Annotated in this window: 17 protein-coding genes; 14 read left to right on the forward strand and 3 right to left on the reverse strand. The window is 72.9% G+C overall.

Annotated elements, in window-relative coordinates:
- The first annotated feature begins 136 nt into the window (after positions 1-136).
- Together OYE22_RS21345 and OYE22_RS21350 are read left to right on the forward strand one after the other, a co-directional pair.
- On the forward strand, positions 137-817 hold the full coding sequence (locus OYE22_RS21345) for a response regulator transcription factor (RefSeq protein ID WP_277321907.1): 681 nt from the start codon (positions 137-139) through the stop codon (positions 815-817).
- A gap of 167 nt (positions 818-984) precedes the next feature.
- Positions 985-2238: an ATP-binding protein gene (locus OYE22_RS21350; protein WP_277321908.1), complete on the forward strand. Its 1254-nt coding sequence runs from the start codon at positions 985-987 to the stop codon at positions 2236-2238.
- 168 nt (positions 2239-2406) lie between these two features.
- On the opposite strand, the gene OYE22_RS21355 is transcribed toward OYE22_RS21350, so the two are convergent.
- Positions 2407-2922, reverse strand: coding sequence for a GtrA family protein (locus OYE22_RS21355; RefSeq protein ID WP_277321909.1), 516 nt, complete (start codon positions 2920-2922; stop codon positions 2407-2409).
- A 170-nt stretch (positions 2923-3092) separates the two neighbouring features.
- Between OYE22_RS21355 and OYE22_RS21360 the strand changes: the two genes are divergently transcribed.
- The 4 genes from OYE22_RS21360 to OYE22_RS21375 all read left to right on the forward strand — a co-directional run bounded on the left by OYE22_RS21360 (position 3093) and on the right by OYE22_RS21375 (position 7877).
- The gene (locus tag OYE22_RS21360) at positions 3093-4241 is read left to right on the forward strand and encodes a 5-(carboxyamino)imidazole ribonucleotide synthase (RefSeq protein ID WP_277321910.1); all 1149 of its coding nucleotides are present in this window, start codon (positions 3093-3095) and stop codon (positions 4239-4241) included.
- Positions 4238-4762 carry a 5-(carboxyamino)imidazole ribonucleotide mutase gene (gene purE / locus OYE22_RS21365; protein WP_277321911.1) on the forward strand — a complete coding sequence of 175 codons (525 nt, stop codon included), beginning with the start codon at positions 4238-4240 and terminating at the stop codon, positions 4760-4762. The genes OYE22_RS21360 and purE overlap by 4 nt, the downstream gene beginning before the upstream one ends.
- 385 nt (positions 4763-5147) lie before the next feature.
- Entirely contained in the window at positions 5148-6356 is a 1209-nt protein-coding gene (locus OYE22_RS21370) for a dipeptidase (RefSeq protein ID WP_277324249.1), read from the forward strand.
- Between the two features lie 366 nt (positions 6357-6722).
- Positions 6723-7877, forward strand: a complete 1155-nt coding sequence (locus OYE22_RS21375) for a methyltransferase domain-containing protein (RefSeq protein ID WP_277321912.1) — start codon at positions 6723-6725, stop codon at positions 7875-7877.
- A gap of 58 nt (positions 7878-7935) precedes the next feature.
- Here OYE22_RS21375 and OYE22_RS21380 read toward each other — a convergent pair whose 3' ends face one another.
- Complete coding sequence (locus OYE22_RS21380; RefSeq protein WP_277321913.1) at positions 7936-9138, reverse strand: helix-turn-helix transcriptional regulator; 1203 nt, start codon at positions 9136-9138, stop codon at positions 7936-7938.
- 196 nt (positions 9139-9334) lie between these two features.
- On the opposite strand from OYE22_RS21380, the gene OYE22_RS21385 reads away from it, so the two are divergent.
- From OYE22_RS21385 to OYE22_RS21415, 7 genes are all read left to right on the forward strand, one after another.
- A complete protein-coding gene (locus OYE22_RS21385; RefSeq protein ID WP_277321914.1) occupies positions 9335-9769 on the forward strand; it encodes a hypothetical protein in 435 nt (144 codons plus the stop codon).
- A complete protein-coding gene (locus OYE22_RS21390) occupies positions 9766-10332 on the forward strand; it encodes a hypothetical protein (protein ID WP_277321915.1) in 567 nt (188 codons plus the stop codon). The genes OYE22_RS21385 and OYE22_RS21390 overlap by 4 nt, the downstream gene beginning before the upstream one ends.
- 79 nt (positions 10333-10411) lie before the next feature.
- Positions 10412-10939 (forward strand): polyketide cyclase, encoded by a 528-nt coding sequence (locus OYE22_RS21395; RefSeq protein WP_277321916.1) that lies wholly within the window; start codon positions 10412-10414, stop codon positions 10937-10939.
- Between the two features lie 512 nt (positions 10940-11451).
- Positions 11452-12444: an ATP-binding cassette domain-containing protein gene (locus OYE22_RS21400; RefSeq protein WP_277321917.1), complete on the forward strand. Its 993-nt coding sequence runs from the start codon at positions 11452-11454 to the stop codon at positions 12442-12444.
- Positions 12441-13316: an ABC transporter permease gene (locus OYE22_RS21405; protein ID WP_348652236.1), complete on the forward strand. Its 876-nt coding sequence runs from the start codon at positions 12441-12443 to the stop codon at positions 13314-13316. The genes OYE22_RS21400 and OYE22_RS21405 overlap by 4 nt, the downstream gene beginning before the upstream one ends.
- Positions 13317-13668: 352 nt before the next feature.
- Positions 13669-15123: a histidine kinase gene (locus OYE22_RS21410; RefSeq protein WP_277321918.1), complete on the forward strand. Its 1455-nt coding sequence runs from the start codon at positions 13669-13671 to the stop codon at positions 15121-15123.
- 84 nt (positions 15124-15207) lie between these two features.
- Entirely contained in the window at positions 15208-15894 is a 687-nt protein-coding gene (locus tag OYE22_RS21415; protein ID WP_277321919.1) for a response regulator transcription factor, read from the forward strand.
- 23 nt (positions 15895-15917) lie between these two features.
- On the opposite strand, the gene OYE22_RS21420 is transcribed toward OYE22_RS21415, so the two are convergent.
- Complete coding sequence (locus OYE22_RS21420; RefSeq protein ID WP_277321920.1) at positions 15918-17258, reverse strand: UDP-glucose/GDP-mannose dehydrogenase family protein; 1341 nt, start codon at positions 17256-17258, stop codon at positions 15918-15920.
- A 256-nt stretch (positions 17259-17514) separates the two neighbouring features.
- Here OYE22_RS21420 and OYE22_RS21425 point away from each other — a divergent pair, with 256 nt between their 5' ends.
- Complete coding sequence (locus tag OYE22_RS21425; protein WP_176166104.1) at positions 17515-18636, forward strand: acyl-CoA dehydrogenase; 1122 nt, start codon at positions 17515-17517, stop codon at positions 18634-18636.
- The last annotated feature ends 439 nt before the right edge of the window (positions 18637-19075 follow it).

Genomic DNA, 19075 nt, shown 5'->3' on the forward strand with positions numbered 1-19075 from the left:
CCGGGGGGCGTACGCGGGAGTGGCGGCCGCGACCCGGCGGGCACCCGTGGTCGGCGGGCCGGGCCCGCGAGGCGTCCGTCGAGCTGAGAGCGCGGGCCCGGCCCTCCTCCGGCCGGTCGCGGACTACCATTCCCGCATGACCCGAGTACTGCTCGCCGAGGATGACGCGTCCATCTCGGAGCCGCTCGCCCGCGCTCTGCGCCGCGAGGGGTACGAGGTCGAGGTGCGCCAGGACGGCCCCACCGCGCTGGACGCTGGCCTGCAAGGCGGCGTCGATCTGCTCGTCCTCGACCTCGGCCTGCCGGGCATGGACGGCCTGGAGGTCTGTCGGCGGCTGCGCAACGAGGGCCACGGCTTCCCCGTGCTGGTGCTCACGGCCCGCGCCGACGAAGTAGACACCGTTGTCGGACTGGACGCCGGGGCCGACGACTACGTCACCAAGCCGTTCCGGCTCGCCGAACTGCTGGCCCGCGTGCGGGCCCTGCTGCGCCGTGGCTCCGTCGAGGCGCAGCAGCCGCAGCCCGCCACCCACGGCGTACGGATCGACGTCGAGTCCCACCGGGCCTGGATGGGCGACGAGGAGTTGCAGCTCACCGCCAAGGAGTTCGACCTGCTGCGGGTCCTGGTCCGGGACGCGGGCCGGGTCGTCACGCGCGACCAGCTCATGCGCGAGGTCTGGGACACCACCTGGTGGTCCTCGACCAAGACGCTCGACATGCACATCTCCTGGCTGCGCAAGAAGCTGGGCGACGACGCCGCCAACCCGCGCTACATCGCCACGGTGCGCGGCGTGGGCTTCCGGTTCGAGAAGAACTAGCGCCGGAACCCGGCGAGGAGACCCGGTGGTAAACGCCGGAAACTCGCAGAGACGGTGAAAGTCGACAGAAAGCCAGTAAAAAGCCGACAGAATGTGGGCGGAAGACTGGCCGGAACCGCACCTGAACGCTGAACACTCAGCGCTGACCCGAACACGGTAGTGGGCCCATGCGTCGCCGTTTGATCAATTCCACGCTCGCGGTGGTGCTCGTCGTCATCGCCGTCTTCGGCGTCTCCCTGGTCATCGTGGAGACCCGCACCATCGAGAACAGCGCCCAGGAGAGCGTGGAGTCCGAGGCCCTGCGGCTGCTCAGCATCGTGGACGGGCGGCTCATCGGCGGCGAGGCGGTCACCCCCAAGGTGCTGAGCGAACAGATCACCACCGACCGCTACGCCCGCATCACCGTCCCCGGCCAGTCCGCCCCGCTGGAGATCGGCGACCGCCCGTCGGGCGGCGTCATCGCCGCGGAGGAGAAGGGCGCGAAGGGCGTGACGGTCCGGGTCGAGGAGTCGCACGGCACCGTCGGCCGGGAGATCGGCCGCACGTTACTGATCATCCTGGCGGTGGCCCTGCTGGCCGTCGCGGCGGCCGTCATCCTCGCCGTACGGCAGGCGCACCGGCTCGCCGCGCCCCTCACGGACCTGGCCGAGACCGCCGAACGCCTCGGCTCGGGCGACCCGCGGCCCCGGCACCGGCGGTACGGCGTCCCCGAACTCGACCGGGTCGCCGACGTACTCGACTCCAGCGCCGAGCGCATCGCGCGGATGCTCACCGCCGAGCGCCGGCTCGCCGCCGACGCCTCGCACCAACTGCGCACGCCGCTGACGGCGCTGTCCATGCGCCTTGAGGAGATCACGCTCACCGACGAGCCGGAGACCGTCAAGGAGGAGGCCACCATCGCGCTGGCCCAGGTCGAGCGGCTGACCGACGTCGTACAGCGGCTGCTCACCAACTCCCGGGACCCGCGCTCCGGCTCGGCCGTCGCCTTCGACCTGGACGAGGTCGTCAAGCAGCAGATCGAGGAGTGGCGCCCGGCTTACCGCAGCGAGGGCCGGGCCGTCGTCCGCTCCGGCAAGAAGGGGCTGCGGGCGGTCGGCACCCCGGGCGCGGTGGCCCAGGTGCTGGCGACGTTGATCGAGAACTCGCTGATGCACGGCGGCGGCACGGTGGCGCTGCGCACCCGGGTCACCGGCAACCAGGCCGTGGTCGAGGTCTCGGACGAGGGCCCGGGCGTCCCCGCCGACCTGGGCGCCCGCGTCTTCGAGCGCACGGTCAGCGGCCGCAACTCCACGGGCCTCGGCCTCGCCGTGGCCCGCGACCTGGCCGAGGCGGACGGCGGCCGACTGGAACTCCTCCAGCAGCAGCCGCCGATCTTCGCCCTCTTCCTCAGCCGCGAGGCCGAGTCCGCGTACGAGGCGTGAGCCGTAGGCGTAAGCCGCAGGTGTCAGGCGTGTGGGCGCGAGGAGTGAGCCGTGTGCGCGCGGGCGCGAGCCGTACGTGGGTGGGCGCGCGCCGTACGTAAGAGGCCCGCGCCGCGCGTACGAGGCGTGGGCCGTGGGCGCGAGGTGGCGCGGGGGCGTGCGGGTGGGCTACTTGGCGCGGCCGGCCTGGGCGCGCTCGCGCTGCTCGGCCGTGGTGAGGAACGACTCGGCCGTCTGCACCGCCTCGCGGGCGGGCAGCGCCCGGAACACCCAGGTGCGGTACGACCAGAAGCGGAAGAGGGTCGCGATGCCGATGCCGAGGAACTTGAACACGTTGCTCTGCAGCGGGGTGTCCCAGTCGAAGCCGTACGTCGCGGTGTAGAGGATGCCGTTCTCGATCACCAGGCCGATCGCGCTGAACAGCAGGAACAGGCTCAGCTCCTTGGCCCGGCCGCTCTTGTCGCGGTCCCGGTAGGTGAAGTACCGGAAGCCCACGTAGTTGAAGGCGATGGCGACGACCGTCGCCAGGATGCTCGCGCGCACCACGGGCAGCTCGGTCATGTGCCGGACGAGGTTGAAGACCGCGAGATTGACGAGGAGGCCCACACCACCCACGGCGCCGAACTTGGCGACCTCGCGCATGAGCAGTTCCAGCCGCATACGCAGCGCGCGCCGTTCACTCATAGTGATCGTCTTACTCCGTATCGCGGTTGTCGGCATTACTCCATCTGCTTCATGCTAACCAGCCGCGGCCGGGGGCGCGTCCGGGTATCGGGGATCACCGCCCTGACCCACCTTGGAGGTTCCTACGAGCGCACGCGGGGCCCACTGGCTGATACGGCTACCCTGGGTGGGTGACGTTCCCTGTAATTGGCATGGTCGGCGGGGGCCAGCTCGCGCGTATGACGCACGAGGCGGGCATCCCCCTCGGCGTCAAGTTCAAGCTCCTCAGCGACACCCCGACGGACTCCGCGGCGCAGGTCGTCGGCGATGTCGTCGTCGGTGACTACCACGATCTGGAGACCCTTCGTAGCTTCGCACAAGGCTGTGACGTGATCACGTTCGATCACGAGCACGTGCCGATGGAGCACCTGCGAGCCCTGGAGGCCGACGGCATCGCGGTCCGGCCCGGCTCGCGGGCGCTGGTGCACGCCCAGGACAAGGGCGTCATGCGGGCCAGGCTCGACGAGATCGGCGTGCCGTGCCCGCGTCACCGGATCGTCACCGACCCCGCCGACGTCGCCCGGTTCGCCGCCGAGGGCGACGGCTTCCCCGTCGTCCTGAAGACGGTGCGCGGCGGCTACGACGGCAAGGGCGTCTGGGTCGTGCGCGACGAGGCCGAGGCGGCCGAGCCGTTCCGCGCCGGCGTGCCGGTGCTGGCCGAGGAGAAGGTCCCCTTCGTGCGTGAGCTGGCGGCCAACGTGGTGCGCTCGCCGCACGGCCAGGCCGTGGCGTACCCCGTGGTCGAGTCGATCCAGGTGAACGGCGTCTGCGACACGGTCATCGCCCCCGCGCCCGACCTGGACCCCGAGCTGTCCGCGCACGCGCAGCAGCTCGCCCTGCGGATCGCCGAGGAACTGGACGTCACCGGCCACCTGGCCGTGGAACTCTTCGAGGTCCAGCGCCCCGACGGCCCCGCGGTGCTGGTCAACGAGCTGGCGATGCGCCCGCACAACTCGGGCCACTGGACCCAGGACGGCGCCGTCACCTCGCAGTTCGCCAACCACGTGCGCGCCGTGCTCGACCTGCCGCTGGGCGACCCGCGCCCGCGCGCCCGCTGGGCCGTGATGGCCAACGTCCTCGGTGGCGACTACCCCGACATGTACGGGGCGTACCTGCACTGCATGGCGCGCGACCCTGGCCTGAAGATCCATATGTACGGTAAAGATGTGAAGCCCGGCCGCAAGGTCGGCCACGTCAATACCTACGGCGACGACTTGGCCGACGTGCGCGAGCGCGCGAGCCATGCCGCCGGTTACCTGCGAGGAACGATCACGGAATGACTTCGCCGCTCATTGGGATCGTCATGGGGTCCGACTCCGACTGGCCCGTCATGGAAGCCGCCGCCAAGGCCCTGGACGAGTTCGAGATCGGTTACGAGGTCGATGTCGTCTCCGCGCACCGGATGCCCCGCGAGATGATCGCGTACGGGGAGCAGGCCGCGGACCGGGGGCTCAAGGCGATCATCGCCGGCGCGGGTGGCGCGGCCCACCTGCCGGGGATGCTGGCCTCCGTCACGCCGCTGCCGGTCATCGGCGTGCCGGTGCCGCTGAAGTACCTGGACGGCATGGACTCGCTGCTGTCCATCGTGCAGATGCCGGCGGGCGTCCCGGTCGCCACGGTCTCGGTCGGCGGCGCCCGCAACGCGGGCCTGCTCGCGGCCCGGATGCTCGCCGCGTACGACCCGGACCTGCTGGCCCGGATGCGGCAGTTCCAGGAGGAGCTGAACGAGCAGGCCACCGAGAAGGGCAAGCGCCTGCGGGCCCGCGTCGAGGGTTCGGGCAGCTTCGGCTTCGCGAAGTAGCCGGCCCGGGCGTCGCGGGGCGGCGGGTTCCGGTCGCGCGGGCCGGGCGGTGGCGCCGCGCCGTACGCCCCGCGCGCCCGCCCCACGACCTGCCGCCTACCCCGCGCCGCGGTCCGCCGCGCACGGCTCGCGGCGCCGCGGCCAGCCGCCGCCCGTCGTTTAGCGGCCGCCCGGGACGGGGAACCCAGCATCCGCGGAAACGATGTCAGCACGGAAGCGCGGAAGCACGGAAGCGCGGAACGAGCCGCCACCGCCGGCACCTCCGCCGGCGACCGCACGACCGCGCGCGCCAGCGACAGCGCGCGCGACAGCGACGATGGGGATGTGAGTGACCGTGTCACGTGAAGGCGCCAGCGACGGGCAGCAGTCGGAGTCGGGTCCGGCCGTGGTCGCCCCCGCCCCCGAACTCCTGGCCCGCGCCCGCGAACTGCTCGCCGAGTATCCCGTGGTCGACGGCCACAACGACCTGCCCTGGGCGCTCCGGGAGATCGGCTACGACCTCGACGAGCGCGACCTGGCCACCGACCTGAGCGCCCACCAGCACACGGACATCCCGCGCATGCGGGCCGGCGGCCTCGGCGCGCAGTTCTGGTCGGTGTTCGTACGCTCCGACTACGCCGGCGACCAGGCGGTCAGCGCGACCCTGGAACAGATCGACGTCGTACGCCGCTTCGTGGACCGCTACCCCGACGACCTGCGGCTCGCCCTGACCGCCGACGACATGGAGGCGGCCCGCGCCGAGGGCCGGATCGCCTCGCTCATGGGCGCCGAGGGCGGCCACTCCATCGACTGCTCGCTGGGTACGCTGCGTGCCCTGTACGAGCTGGGCGTCCGCTACATGACGCTCACCCACAACGACAACGTGCCCTGGGCGGACTCGGCCACCGACGACCCGGGCGTGGGCGGCCTCAGCCCCTTCGGGCACGAGGTCGTGCGCGAGATGAACCGCCTTGGCATGCTCGTGGACCTCTCCCACGTGGCCCCCGCGACGATGCGGGCCGCGCTGCGCACCAGCGAGGCCCCGGTGATCTTCTCGCACTCGTCGGCGCGGTCCGTCTGCGACCACGTCCGCAACATCCCGGACGGCGTCCTTGAGCAACTGCCCGCCAACGGCGGCGTGGCGATGGTGACGTTCGTACCGAAGTTCATCCTGCCCGAGGCCATCGAGTGGACCCTGGCCGCCGACGCCAACATGAGCGCCAACGGCCTGCACCCGCTGGACACCTCCGCCGAGGGCATGCGCGTACAGCGCGCCTTCGAGGCGGCGAACCCGCGCCCGCTGGCCACGGCCAAGACGGTCGCCGACCACCTGGACCACATGCGCGAGGTCGCGGGCGTCGACCACCTGGGCATCGGCGGCGACTACGACGGCGTCGCCTTCACCCCCGCCGACCTCGCCGACGTCTCCGGCTACCCCACCCTCATCGCCGAACTCCTCGACCGCGGCTGGTCGGAGGCCGACCTCGCCAAGCTGACCTGGAAGAACGCGGTCCGGGTACTCCGCGCGGCGGAGGACGTCTCCCGCGACCTGCGGGCCCGCCGCGCCCCGTCGATCGCCACGTTCGAGGCGCTGGACGGCAAGAGCAGGCGGTAGCGGCTGGGGCTGCGCCTGCGGTTGGGGCGGGCTGGGTTGGGTGGGGTTGGGCCGAAGCTGGCCTGGCTCTCCCCGCCCCGGCACGGCCGTCTGACCGCGCGTGGCTGGGCGTGGCGCCATCGCGGTCGTCGGTGATCGATTGATGGCCACTTCTGTCCTTCGCGGACCTCGGCCGCCCACCCACCCCCATGCTGGTGTCAGCCTCCAGCCGGGAGGACAGCCAGGACAGCCAGGAGGGGCCGCCGTGGGCGATCACCGCAAGCCGGACCCGGACCCAGGCCAGGGGAAGCCGCCGCCCGGCAACTCCGACGGGAAGGTGCCGGACCCGCCACCGCCCTCGGGCAACCGGCGGAAGTAGCCGTACCCGTGCCCCGACTCCGCCGCCGTCAGACCCGGTTGGCCAACGCCATGACGAGCAAGGGCCTGTGGCCGGCGGACTCCCCGTGGGTCCGCCCCGCCATGCGGGCGCTACCGCGCCACGCCTTCGCCCCGGACCGGCTCCGCGCCTGGACCGGCCACGCGTACGAGCCCGTCGACCGGGCCGCGAGCCCGGGCCGGTGGGCCGACCTCGTCTACGGCGGCCCGTACGACTCCACCGTCATCCAGGTGACGGACGGCCTCCCCACCTCCAGCCTGAGCTGTGAGGCGGTGGTGGCCGACATGCTCGACTCCCTGATGCTGGAGCCGGGCCACGCCGTCCTCGAACTCGGCGCGGCGACGGGGCGCAACGCGGCGCTCATGGCACACGGCGTCGGCCCCGACGGGCGGGTCACCACCATCGAGGCCGACCCCCGACTGTCCGACCTCGCGCGGCGCAACGTGTCCGCGGCCGGCGCCCGCGTCACCGTGCTGACCGGCGACGGAACGCGCGGGGCGCCCGCGCACGGCCGCTTCCACCGGGTCATGGCCACCTACGCGGTCGACCTCGTCCCCTGGGCCTGGGTCGAGCAGACGCGACCCGGCGGCCGGATCGTGGCCCCGTGGGGACGGCTCGGTCACGTCGCCCTGACCGTCGCCGCCGACGGCCGCTCGGCGAGCGGTTGGATGCAGGGGCTGGCGACCTTCATGCCCAGTCGCGGAACGGACCAGGGCCGGCCGTGGGAGACGGTCAGGGGAGCCGCCCCGCCGGACGAGGAGACCCCGATGGCACGGGACGACCTGGCCTCACTGCACACCGACGCCAACCTCCTGTTCGCCCTGCGGGTCGCCCTGCCCGACGTACGGGTGCGCACCGCGGCGCCCCCCGACCGGCGAGCGACGGCCTGGCTGCACGACGGCCACTCGTCCTGGGCGACCATCGTCAGCCCGGCCGACGGACCCACCCTCGCCTACCAGGGCGGCCCGCGTCGCCTCGCCGCCGAACTCGACGCCGCCTGGCGCGACTGGCAACAGGCCGGCTCGCCCACGGTGTACGACTTCGGCATGACCCGCACCCGCGAGGAACAGTACGTCTGGAGCGGCGACCCGGCGACGGGCAGACGGTGGTGGGTCGAGCGGGAGCTGCCGCCGGCTGAGGGGTGACGGTTGGGTGTCGGTGCCCCTGGTCAGCGCGCGGTGACAGGTACACCGGGCTCGCCGCCTACGTGGCCAGACCGACCCGGCGCGCCATCTCCAGCAGGCGAGGCCGCGTGCGCTGGTTGAGGACGAAGAGAACGCGAATGACCTCGCGGCTCATCGGGTGCACCGCGGCCATCTCCGGGGCCACGGCGAAGGCCTGCCCCAGTGCTCGTTCGGCCTCCTCGTACCCGCGTACCGCGAGGTGGGCACGGGCGGCGTCGATGGCCAGGCGCCCCACCCGCGTGGGGCGGAGGCCGGCGGGCGGGGAACTCAGCAGGGGTGTCGCCATCCGCGCCGCGTCGGCCGGCTTGTCCAACTCGATGTGGGCGGCCAGCTCGTAGAGGGCGACGTTGCCGGGCCCGAACGTCAGGTTGTGCGCGAGCACGTCCCTCGGGAGTTGTTCCGCCAGCGCCTTGGCCTTGGTGACGTGCGCCTCGGTCGCTGCGGCATCCCGGTGCCGCGAGGCGAGGACGACGCCGCGCAGGTGCAGCGAACCCAGGGAGACCAGCCGCTCGGGCGTGGTCCCGAGAGCGTGCGTGGCTCGCTCGTACGCGCTGATGGCCCGCTCGATGACGGCCAGCCCGTCGTCGTACTGCCCGGCGGTCTGGTACGTGCCGGCCTCGTTCCACGCCGCGGACGCCTCGACGTCCGGGGCCCACGCCTGCCGGGCTGCCCACATCTGTCGGGAGACGATCATGTCGGCGAGGTCGGCCTGCCCGAGCCGGTGGGCTACGCCGTACGCACACCCGTACAGGTCGGCCACCTGTGCCCAGACCGTCGCGTCCCCGGGGGCCTCGAACGCGCTCGCCGTGGCCTGGCCCAGCAGCTTGGGCAGCAGCGCCAGCAGGTCCAGGTAGCGGGTCCGCGCCCGCAGGTCCACCGCCTCGCGTACCGCGCTGAGCAAGGCCGCGGGCGGTAGCGCGTCCTCGCGGGGCAGGGTGTGCCGGCGAACGGCCGCACGGAGCACGTCGAGCCCTTCGGCCTGCTGCGACGTGTCGGCGAACGGCTGTCCGTAGACCCGGGCGGTCGTGATGCGCATGGCCGCCGCAACTGCGGCGACGAACTGCGGAGTCGCGGGCCGCAGGCCGGTCTCCACCTTGCTGAGATAGCTCACCGAGAACCCACTGCGCTTCGCGAGCTTGGCCTGTCCGATGCCCCGCGCTTTGCGGAGGACGGCGATGTTCTCTCCGGGCGTTGGCGGCGTGTCCGCCGTGGTGCTGCTCATGGGGGGAGTTTCCCATCGTAGGGGCCTGCCATAGCCCACTCATCCCACCCAGTTGTGCAAGATCAGTGTGAACTGATCTTGAAATGCGCCAGTTGACTCTCGTGACGACCGGATGACGGACGGTAGCGGGGAGCGGCTCCATGCCACAGATGCTCAGTCAACTGTGTTCTCGTGCAGGGACGGTGACATGACAGCCATGGGTTCACGTCGAGTGCGTGTACCGGACGACGCTTCCAGCGGTCAGTCCGCTGGCATCGCACACGACCTCGGCGCGCGCAACGCCGTGCTCACCGGACAGCACACCGTACGGACCGCGCTGGGCTGCGTGCTGCGGTTCTTCCTCGCGGACGTCGGGTCCGGCGCCGGGCGCGGGTGGCGGCCGGTGTCGGACTGCGCGTTCCAGCACGCCTACGAGCTGAGCCTGTTCGACCCCGCCGGCCTTGCCGCCGGCGACCTGCGGCCCAACGCGCATCGCGTCCAACTCTCCCTGGACGCGCTGACCGGGCCAGGCAGCTTCCTCTGGTCGGACGGCGCGGACGCGGCCGGGGTGATGACGACCAACGGCAAGGCCCCCGAGGACTGTGGCCTGGGTGTGGAGGAGTGGCGTCGAGGTACGGGAGGGACGGCATGACGGAACGACAGGTACGCGTGAGCCTGTTGGTGTGGCGGCCACGCGACCCCGACCACCCCGGTGACCTCTCGGCGGGCTGGCCGCGCGTGTTGCAGGTCCGTACGGGCGCGGGCCCCTGGCAGGTGCCCAGCGTGTTGCTGCGGGCGGGCGAACCGCTGATGGCCGCGGCGGAACGTACCGCGTACGCACTCGGCCTGACGTTGCCGAACGCCCACCGCGTACTGGCCGTCGACCAGCGGGCGCCCACGGGCCGGGAGCCAGAGGAACTGATCGTCATCGTCGACGGTGGCTGGGTGGCCGGCGATGACGTTCCCGCGCCGGACGGGGCCCGCTGCGCCTGCTCACCCGCCTGCCCGCACCAGCGGCGCTGGGCCGGTACGGACGCGCTGGCCGACGACGTGGGGCTGGCCTCGGCCCTCGGCGCGGCGGTCGCGGCGATCCCGGCGTTCATCGTGAACACGTGGCCCGCGGGCGACACGGCGCCGCACCCCGCGCCCCGCCACGGGTGGCACGCCCGGCACCCAACTCCACGCGACCGGCGCAACTCCCCGCCCGGGGCGTGACGTTGGCTCGCGTACCGCGTCGCCTACCGTGATCGCGACAGGCGGAAGACACGGACGAGACGACGAGGAGCCGCAGACCGTGGAACGACAGGAGCAGAAGCAGGATCAGAGCCGGGAGCAGGGCCAGGGCGGGGGCCGGGAGTACGTGAGCGCCACGCTGACGGTCGCCGCGTCCGCCGAGCGGGTGTTCGCCGTGTTGGCGGACCCGGCGACGCACGCGGCGATCGACGGCACCGGGTGGGTGCAGGAGGCCGTCGAGCGGGCGCCGCTGGCCGAGGAGGGGCAGATCTTCCGGATGGCCATGTACCACCCCAACCACCCCGACGGTAACTACCGGGTGGCCAACAAGGTGCACGTGCTGGACGCGCCGCGCGCCATCGGTTGGCTGACGGGGGAGGAGAAGGAGGACGGCCGGTTGACGTTCGGCGGCTGGTTCTGGCGGTACGACCTGGTGCCGCTGGGCCCGTCCGAGACGGAGGTGACGCTCACCTACGACTGGACCGAGGTGCCGCCGTCCATTCGGGAGTACCTGGAGTTCCCGATGTTCGGCCCGGACCACCTCTCCAACTCGCTCAAGCACCTGGCCGACCTGGCCGTCAGCGGCTGACCCCGCCGCGCTGAGGCCGTCAGGCTGACGGGGCGGGCCGCCGGCCCGCCCCCTTCGCGACCTGCCCCCTTCCCTTCCTCCGACCCGCTCGCCGCAGCTCGCGCGCTCAACCGGGGTCGCGCCCGCTCTCGCGGAGCCCCCGCCCTCGTTCTCCCTCCCGGCCCTCCCTCCTCGCCTTCACTCTCGCCCCCGTGCCTGCCTCTGTCCCGCAGGCCGCACCTGGCTCACGGCCCTCTGCCCGGCCCCTGCCCTTACCCCCACCCCGCCCGCCCCGCCGTGGCATCCCCCAGGGGACCCGTCGTACCCCGGTACTACGTCCGGCCGGCCCGCAGCGGACCGCGGGCTGACGAGTGGGGGCGGCGGCGTGCCTAACGTCGGATGTGGGCCACGGGAGCGCCGGGCCCGCACGTCAGGGCGTACGCCGACGCACCTGCTCTGACGTGCTCCGACACCCGCGGGCCAGGCCGCGGGGCGGCCCAACCAGGGGGCGCGGCGATGACGGGAGCACAGCGATGATCAGGGCTTACGGGCTCACCAAGCGGTACGGCGAGAAGACCGTCGTGCGGGACCTGACCTTCACCGTGCGGCCGGGTACGGTCACCGGGTTCCTCGGCCCGAACGGCGCCGGCAAGTCGACCACGATGCGGATGCTGCTCGGGCTCGACGCCCCCACCAGCGGCCGGTCCACGATCGGCGACCGCGCGTACGTCAGCCACCCCGCGCCGCTGCGCCATGTCGGCGCGCTGCTCGAAGCCCGCTCCTTCCATCCCGGCCGCACGGCCCGGGCGCACCTCCAGGCCCTCGCGCACACGCACGGCATCCCATGCCGCCAGGTGGACGCGGTCATCGACCGGGTGGGGCTCGGCGAGGCGGCGGACCGGCGGGTCAAGGGGTTCAGCCTCGGCATGGGGCAACGGCTCGGCATCGCCGCCGCGCTGCTGGCCGACCCGGCCACGGTCATCCTGGACGAGCCGGTCAACGGGCTCGACCCGGAGGGCGTGCTGTGGATACGCAACCTGCTCAAGTCACTCGCGGCCGAGGGCCGTACGGTCTTCGTCTCCTCGCACCTGATGAGCGAGATGGCGGTCACCGCGGAGCACCTGATCATCATCGGCCGCGGCCGGCTGCTCGCCGACACCACCGTGGAGCAGTTCGTACGCGACGCGGGGCTCGGGGAGATCACGGTCGTCTCGCCGGAGGCGGACCGGCTACGAACCCTGCTCGCGGGCCCTGGCGTGCGGATCGAGGCGGCCGACGACGGCCCGGACACGCTGCGCGTCACCGGCGCCGACGGTGAGCGCATCGGCCGCACCGCGGCGGCACACGGCATACCCCTCTTCGAACTCACCCCGCGCCGCGCCTCGTTGGAGGAGGCGTTCATGGAGCTGACGCGGGACGCGGTGGAGTACGTGGCCCACGCCGACGACCCGACCGCCCCTCAGTCCCCCTCCACCTCCACTCCCACCACGCAACAAGCCACCGCGTCCCAAGGAGCCGCCACGTGACCGGCCGACCCGGCGACCTCGCCACCCAGCCTCAACAGCACCAGTCGCAACAGCAGCGCCAGTCCGGGCGGCAGGCCACGGGCCCGGCCGCCGTGCCCGGCCCACCCGTCGACTACCGGATCACCTGGCCGCGCGTGGTCCGCTCGGAATGGGCCAAGCTGTGGTCGCTGCGCACCACCTGGAGCATCCTCGCCGCCACCCTGCTGGTGACAGCCGGTCTCGGCGCGGTGGTCGCTGGGACGTACCAGAGCGGCGACGGCGACGGCGTCGAGCCCGTCGAACTCACCCTGCTGGGAACGCAGTTCGGCCAGATACTGCTCGCCGTGCTCGGCGTTCTGGTGACCGCGGGGGAGTACGCGTCCGGCATGATCCGGACCTCCCTCACCGCCGTGCCGCGCCGGCTGCCCGTGCTGTGGGCCAAGGCGGCCGTCTTCGGCGGCGTGGCCCTCGCGGTCATGTTCGCGACCGTCTTCCTCACCTTCCCGCTGGCCCAGGTCTTCCTGTCCGGTACGGACATGGAGGCGGACCTCGGCGACCCGGGCGTGGTGCGGGCACTGTGCGGGGCGGCGGTGGGCATCGCCCTCCTCGGCCTGTTGTGCCTGGGCCTCGGCGCGCTGCTGCGCAGCGTTCCGGCGGCGATCGGCGCGTACATAGGCGCGGTGCTCGTACTGCCCGAGGTGGTCGGGCTGCTGCCGTACGACGTGGTGGACGACGTCGTCGCCTGCCTGCCCAGCAAGGCGGCGCAGGCCCTGATGCTGGTGGGCGGGGGCCCCGACCTGCTGGCCCCGGGCCCGGCCCTGCTCGCCCTGTGCTGCTCGGTCGCGGGGACGCTGGCGCTGGCGGCGCTGTTCCTCAGGCGCCGGGACGTGTGAGCGACGGGTTCGCGCGGCGCGCGGGCCGGGTGCGTGGCGCCGGGCGTACGCCCACCCGCGGGGCGGGCGGCCGGCGCGCGGGGTACGAGGATGGTGCCGGGTGGGACGGCGTACGGGCGGCCGGCCCGACACCTCGCCGGCCGATGTGAGGCCGACGAGGTGTCGATACGGGACTGGCCGACGCAGGCTTGGCACGGGGCCGGCCGAAGCAGGGACGGCACGGGACCGGTCGGCGTGGGCCGGTACGGGGGAGGCCGACGAGAGGTCGGCGAGGGTTGGCCGACATGTCGGCCGGCGAGGTCGGCCGACGTGGGGTCGGTACGGGGAGAGTGACGAACGAGGGGTGGCGGGGATGAGTGCGGTCGGGGGCGTCCAGGAGTGGACGCCGAGTGGCCCGTATCCGATCCGATGGGCGCACCGGGCCGCGCGGCGGGTGTGTGCCCTCGACGCCCGCCGCCCGGTGCTGTGGGACGCGTTGCTGACGCTGGTGTTCGCCATCGCGGCCTGCGTGGACGTGGGCGGCGGCAACTGGCGGCGGATCGCCCACTCCGGCGAGGTGCCGGTGGCGCTGGTGGCGGCCATGGCGGCGGGCTTCGTCCTGGCACTGCCCTGGCATCGCAGACGCCCGCTGGCCGCGTTCGCCGTCATGACGGCGGTCGGCCTGGTGGACGCGTGGGTGGGTACGCGGCTCCAGGTCGGCCAGTTGGGTCAGTTGATCGTGCTCTTCTGCATCGCCCTGCGGCTACCGGGCAAGGCCCTGACGGTCGCCGGCGCGCTGGTCGTCACGCAGGCGGCGGTGGGCGCCTCGCGCTGGCCCGAGGGGGACTGGGGGCAGGCGTTCCTCCCCGTCGTCACGGGCAGCGTCGTGGTGGCGCTGCTCGGCATAGCGGTCCGCAGCCGCCGCGACTACACGGCCTCGCTCGTGGATCGGGCCCGCCAGCTTGAGGTCGAACGCGACCAGCAGGCCCAACTCGCCGCCGCGGCCGAACGCGCCCGCATCGCCCGCGAGATGCACGACATCATCGGCCACAACCTCTCGGTCATCACCGGCCTGGCCGACGGCGGTTCGTACGCGGCGCGCAAGAACCCCGAGCGCGCGGCTCAGGCGCTGACGGCGATCGGCGCCACCAGCCGGCAGGCGCTGGACGAGTTGCGCAGACTGCTCGGCGTGCTGCGCGACGACGACGACACGGACGCGCGGCCCGAGCCCGAACTCGGTCCGCAGCCCACGCTCGCCGACCTCGGCACACTCGTGGACCGGGTACGGGAGGCGGGGCTACCGGTCCGCCTGTCGGAGCGCGGCACGCCCGCGCCGGGCTCACCCGGCCGCGAGCTGACCGTGTACCGGGTCGTACAGGAGGCGCTGACCAACACGCTCAAGCACGCGGGCCCGCAGGCCACGGCCATGGTCGAGGTGACGCACGCGCCGCACGCGCTGTCCGTCGCCGTCACCGACACGGGTGGGCCCGTGCGCCGGCTACGCCACGCACAGCTCGCGACGGGCGACGGCCACCAGGGCAGGGGCCTGCGCGGCATGCGCGAGCGGGCCGCGCTCTACGACGGGGCCCTCACCGCAGGGCCACGCTCGGACGGCGGCTGGCACGTACGCCTGGAACTCCCCGCGTCCACCACCACCCCACCCCCCACGCCCACCAGCCCCCGGCGGCGCGGACCCCGAGCCGGCCCCGCGAGCCGAGCCCGGTGCGCCCGACCCCGACCCCCAGGACGCGGACGCCGCCGCGACGGACGCTGTGCGCGCCAAACGGGCGACGCGCGAGAGGCGAGACGCGCGGGCCACGGGCACTGAGCGCGGGACGCGCGAGAGGCGGGACGGGCGGGCGACGGGTACAGAGCGCGGGACGCGCGAGAGGCGAGAGGCGGGTGGTGCGTCGTGACCACCGTCCTCATCGTCGACGACCAGCCGTTGCAGCGCTTCGGCTTCCGCATGTTGCTGGAGAGCCAGGACGACATGGCGGTCCTCGGCGAGGCGGACAACGGGACCGCGGCCGTCCGCCAGACCGCCGAACTACGCCCCGACGTCGTCCTGATGGACGTCCGGATGCCGGGCCTGGACGGCGTGGAGGCCACCCGCCGCATCGTGGCCGCCGGCGACCGCAGCCGCGTGCTGATCCTGACCACGTTCGACCTCGACGAGTACGCGTACGCCGGGTTGCGCGCCGGGGCCAGCGGCTTCCTGGTCAAGGACGCCCAGCCGGAGGAGTTGCTCGCCGGCATCCGCGCGGTGGCCAGCGGCGACGCCGTGGTCGCCCCGGGCCTGACCCGCCGCCTGCTCGACGCCTACGCGGACCGGTTGCCGACGCCGGGCGCCGGGCCGGGTGGGAACCGTGCGGAGGGCGCGCCCGACCCGCGGCTTGAGGCCCTCACCGAGCGGGAGCGGGAGATCCTCACCGTGATCGGCAAGGGCTGGTCCAACGCCGAGATCAGCGCCCGCTTCCGGCTCGCCGAGTCCACGGTCAAGACCCACATCAGCCGCATCCTCGCCAAGACGGGCGCCCGCGACCGGGTGCAGGCCGTGATCCTGGCGTACGACACACGACTGGTGCGTCCCGCGCCATGACGCCGTCACGGCCCCGGGGGGCCTCAGAGGCGGGGGCGGCCCAGGGCGCGGTACGTCCAGTCGGCCTGGCGCCAGACGTCGGGGTCGAGCGCGTTGCGGCCGTCGAGGATGCGGCGGTCGTCCACGACGGCGCCCAGCTCCTCCGGGTCCAGTTCGCGGAACTCGCGCCACTCCGTCAGGTGCAGTACGACATGGGCGCCGCGCACCGCGTCCAGGGCGCTCGGGGCGTACCCCAGGGTGGGGAACAGGGCGCGCGCGTTGTCCATCCCCTTCGGGTCGAACACCGTGACCTGCGCGCCTTGGAGGTGGATCTGACCGGCCACGTTGAGCGCCGGCGAGTCCCGTACGTCGTCCGAGTCCGGCTTGAACGCCGCGCCCAGCACCGCGACCCGCTTGCCCAGGAAGGAGCCGCCCACGGCGTCGCGGGCCAGTTCGACCATGTGGCCGCGGCGCCGCATGTTGATCGAGTCGACCTCGCGGAGGAAGGTGAGGGCCTGGTCGGCGCCGAGTTCGCCGGCGCGGGCCATGAAGGCCCGGATGTCCTTGGGCAGGCATCCGCCGCCGAACCCGATCCCGGCGCGCAGGAACTTCTTCCCGATCCGCTCGTCATGGCCGATCGCCTCGGCCAGCTTGACCACGTCGCCGTCGGCGGCCTCGCACACCTCGGCCATCGCGTTGATGAACGAGATCTTGGTGGCCAGGAAGGAGTTCGCGGAGGTCTTCACCAGCTCGGCGGTGGGGAAGTCGGTCACCACGAACGGCGTGCCCGCGGCCAGTGGCGCCGCGTACACCTCGCGCAGCACCTTCTCGGCCCGCTCGCTGGTGACGCCCGCGACGATGCGGTCCGGCCGCAGGGTGTCCTGGACGGCGAAGCCCTCGCGCAGGAACTCCGGGTTCCAGGCCAGCTCCGCGTCCTCGCCCACCGGCGCCAGCTCGCGCAGGCGCGCGGCCAGCCGGCTCGCGCTGCCGACCGGGACCGTGGACTTGCCGACGACCAGCGCGGGGCGGCGCAGCAGCGGGGCGAGGGACTCGAAGGCGCTGTCCACGTACCGCATGTCGCAGGCGTACTCGCCCTGCTTCTGTGGCGTGTTGACGCACACGAAGTGCACGTCGCCGAAGTCGGCGACCTCCTCGTAGGAGGTGGTGAACCGCAGCCGCCCGGTGCTGCCCTCGTGGCCGGCGACGTGCTGCCGCAGCAGGTCCTCAAGGCCCGGTTCGTACATCGGCACCCGGCCCGAGGAGAGCAGTTCGATCTTCGCGGGGTCGATGTCGAGGCCCAGCACCTCGAACCCGAGTTCGGCCATGGCCGCGGCGTGGGTGGCGCCGAGATACCCGGTGCCGATCACAGTGATCTTGGGGGCCATGCTGTGCTCCGTGGGTACGAATCGTGGTGAGGGCGGGCCGGACTGCGTGGCCCGAGCATAGTCGGGGGCTCATCCGGGAAACTGAGCCGCTGTCGTCTAACTCACGTACCCGCGTCTCGGCCGCCACCCCTAGGATTGGGTTACTTAACGGTTATTAACGCTCGGGTACGCCTACTCAGGGAGTGAGGACACCGTGGCCTCCGCGGAGAAGAACACTGTCGGATTCGACCTCTACCGCCCGGCCGAGGAGCACGACATGCTCCGCGAGTCGGTGCGTGCCCTCGCCGAAGCCAAGATCGCGCCGTTCGCGGCCGAGGTGGACGAAGAGGGCCGCTTCCCGCAGGAGGCGCTGGACGCGCTGGTCTCCAACGACCTGCACGCCGTGCACGTCCCCGAGTCGTACGGCGGCGCCGGGGCCGACGCCCTCGCGACGGTGATCGTCATCGAGGAGGTGGCCCGCGTCTGCGCCTCCTCCTCGCTGATCCCCGCCGTGAACAAGCTCGGCTCGCTCCCGGTGATCCTCTCCGGCTCCGAGGAGCTGAAGAAGAAGTACCTGGGCCCGCTGGCCAAGGGCGACGCGATGTTCTCGTACTGCCTGTCCGAGCCGGACGCGGGCTCGGACGCCGCGGGCATGAAGACCAAGGCGGTCCGGGACGGCGACTTCTACGTCCTCAACGGCGTGAAGCGGTGGATCACCAACGCGGGCGTCTCCGACTACTACACGGTCATGGCCGTCACCGACCCGGAGAAGCGGTCCAAGGGCATCTCGGCTTTCGTCGTCGAGAAGGGCGACGAGGGCGTCTCGTTCGGTGCCCCGGAGAAGAAGCTCGGCATCAAGGGCTCGCCCACCCGCGAGGTCTACTTCGACAACGTCCGCATCCCCGCGGACCGGCTGCTCGGCGCCGAGGGCACCGGCTTCGCCACCGCGATGAAGACCCTGGACCACACCCGCATCACCATCGCGGCCCAGGCCCTCGGCATCGCGCAGGGCGCCCTCGACTACGCCAAGGGGTACGTCAAGGAGCGCAAGCAGTTCGGCAAGCCGATCGGCGACTTCCAGGGCGTGCAGTTCATGCTGGCCGACATGGCGATGAAGCTGGAGGCGGCGCGGCAGCTCACCTACGCGGCGGCGGCCAAGTCCGAGCGCGTCGCGGCCGGCGGCCCCGACGAGGACCTGACCTTCTACGGCGCCGCGGCCAAGTGCTACGCGTCGGACGCCGCCATGGAGATCACCACCGACGCGGTCCAACTCCTCGGCGGTTACGGCTACACGCGTGACTACCCGGTCGAGCGCATGATGCGCGACGCGAAGATCACCCAGATCTACGAGGGCACCAACCAGGTGCAGCGCATCGTCATGGCCCGCAACCTGCCGTAACGGGAGCCGCGCGGGACGCCGCCACCGCGACTGGCGTGCCCGCGTGACCCACGTACGGAACACGACCCCCGGTATCGCGCCGGGGGTCGTTTCCGTTTCCCGCGCTCGATGCCGTGCCAGGGCGTCCGGGGCGCGCCAGGCCCCGCGCCGGTCCCGGCTCACAGCCGTGCCCAGTTCAAAGCCCTGCCCCAGTTCACAGCCCTGCCCTAGTTCACAGCCGCGCCCCAGGCCACCATCGGCCGCCACCGGCGTACCCCGGCGCGCCCCGCGTCCCGGCGCGCGCCGGGACCCGAGTGGCGGGCGCGTGGCGGTGGCGGGGGCGCGCGGGTGGTGGCGGCGCTTCGGGCCGGCGGGGCGCGGCGGCGCGAGGCCCGTCACCGGCTTCTCCCGCGGCCTACCGTGAGGACGACAGGTGCGGCCACGCGGACGCACCGCTCAT

The organism is Streptomyces sp. 71268 (assembly GCF_029392895.1).
Classification (GTDB): Bacteria; Actinomycetota; Actinomycetes; order Streptomycetales; family Streptomycetaceae; genus Streptomyces.

Excerpts from the sequence above, each read along its gene's own strand:
- OYE22_RS21345 (WP_277321907.1), top strand. The coding sequence starts at position 137 with ATGACCCGAGTACTGCTCGCCGAGGATGACGCGTCCATCTCGGAGCCG.
- OYE22_RS21350 (WP_277321908.1), top strand. The coding sequence starts at position 985 with ATGCGTCGCCGTTTGATCAATTCCACGCTCGCGGTGGTGCTCGTCGTC.
- OYE22_RS21355 (WP_277321909.1), bottom strand. The coding sequence starts at position 2,922 with ATGAGTGAACGGCGCGCGCTGCGTATGCGGCTGGAACTGCTCATGCGC.
- purE (WP_277321911.1), top strand. The coding sequence starts at position 4,238 with ATGACTTCGCCGCTCATTGGGATCGTCATGGGGTCCGACTCCGACTGG.
- OYE22_RS21380 (WP_277321913.1), bottom strand. The coding sequence starts at position 9,138 with ATGAGCAGCACCACGGCGGACACGCCGCCAACGCCCGGAGAGAACATC.
- OYE22_RS21385 (WP_277321914.1), top strand. The coding sequence starts at position 9,335 with ATGGGTTCACGTCGAGTGCGTGTACCGGACGACGCTTCCAGCGGTCAG.
- OYE22_RS21390 (WP_277321915.1), top strand. The coding sequence starts at position 9,766 with ATGACGGAACGACAGGTACGCGTGAGCCTGTTGGTGTGGCGGCCACGC.
- OYE22_RS21400 (WP_277321917.1), top strand. The coding sequence starts at position 11,452 with ATGATCAGGGCTTACGGGCTCACCAAGCGGTACGGCGAGAAGACCGTC.
- OYE22_RS21410 (WP_277321918.1), top strand. The coding sequence starts at position 13,669 with ATGAGTGCGGTCGGGGGCGTCCAGGAGTGGACGCCGAGTGGCCCGTAT.
- OYE22_RS21420 (WP_277321920.1), bottom strand. The coding sequence starts at position 17,258 with ATGGCCCCCAAGATCACTGTGATCGGCACCGGGTATCTCGGCGCCACC.
- OYE22_RS21425 (WP_176166104.1), top strand. The coding sequence starts at position 17,515 with ATGCTCCGCGAGTCGGTGCGTGCCCTCGCCGAAGCCAAGATCGCGCCG.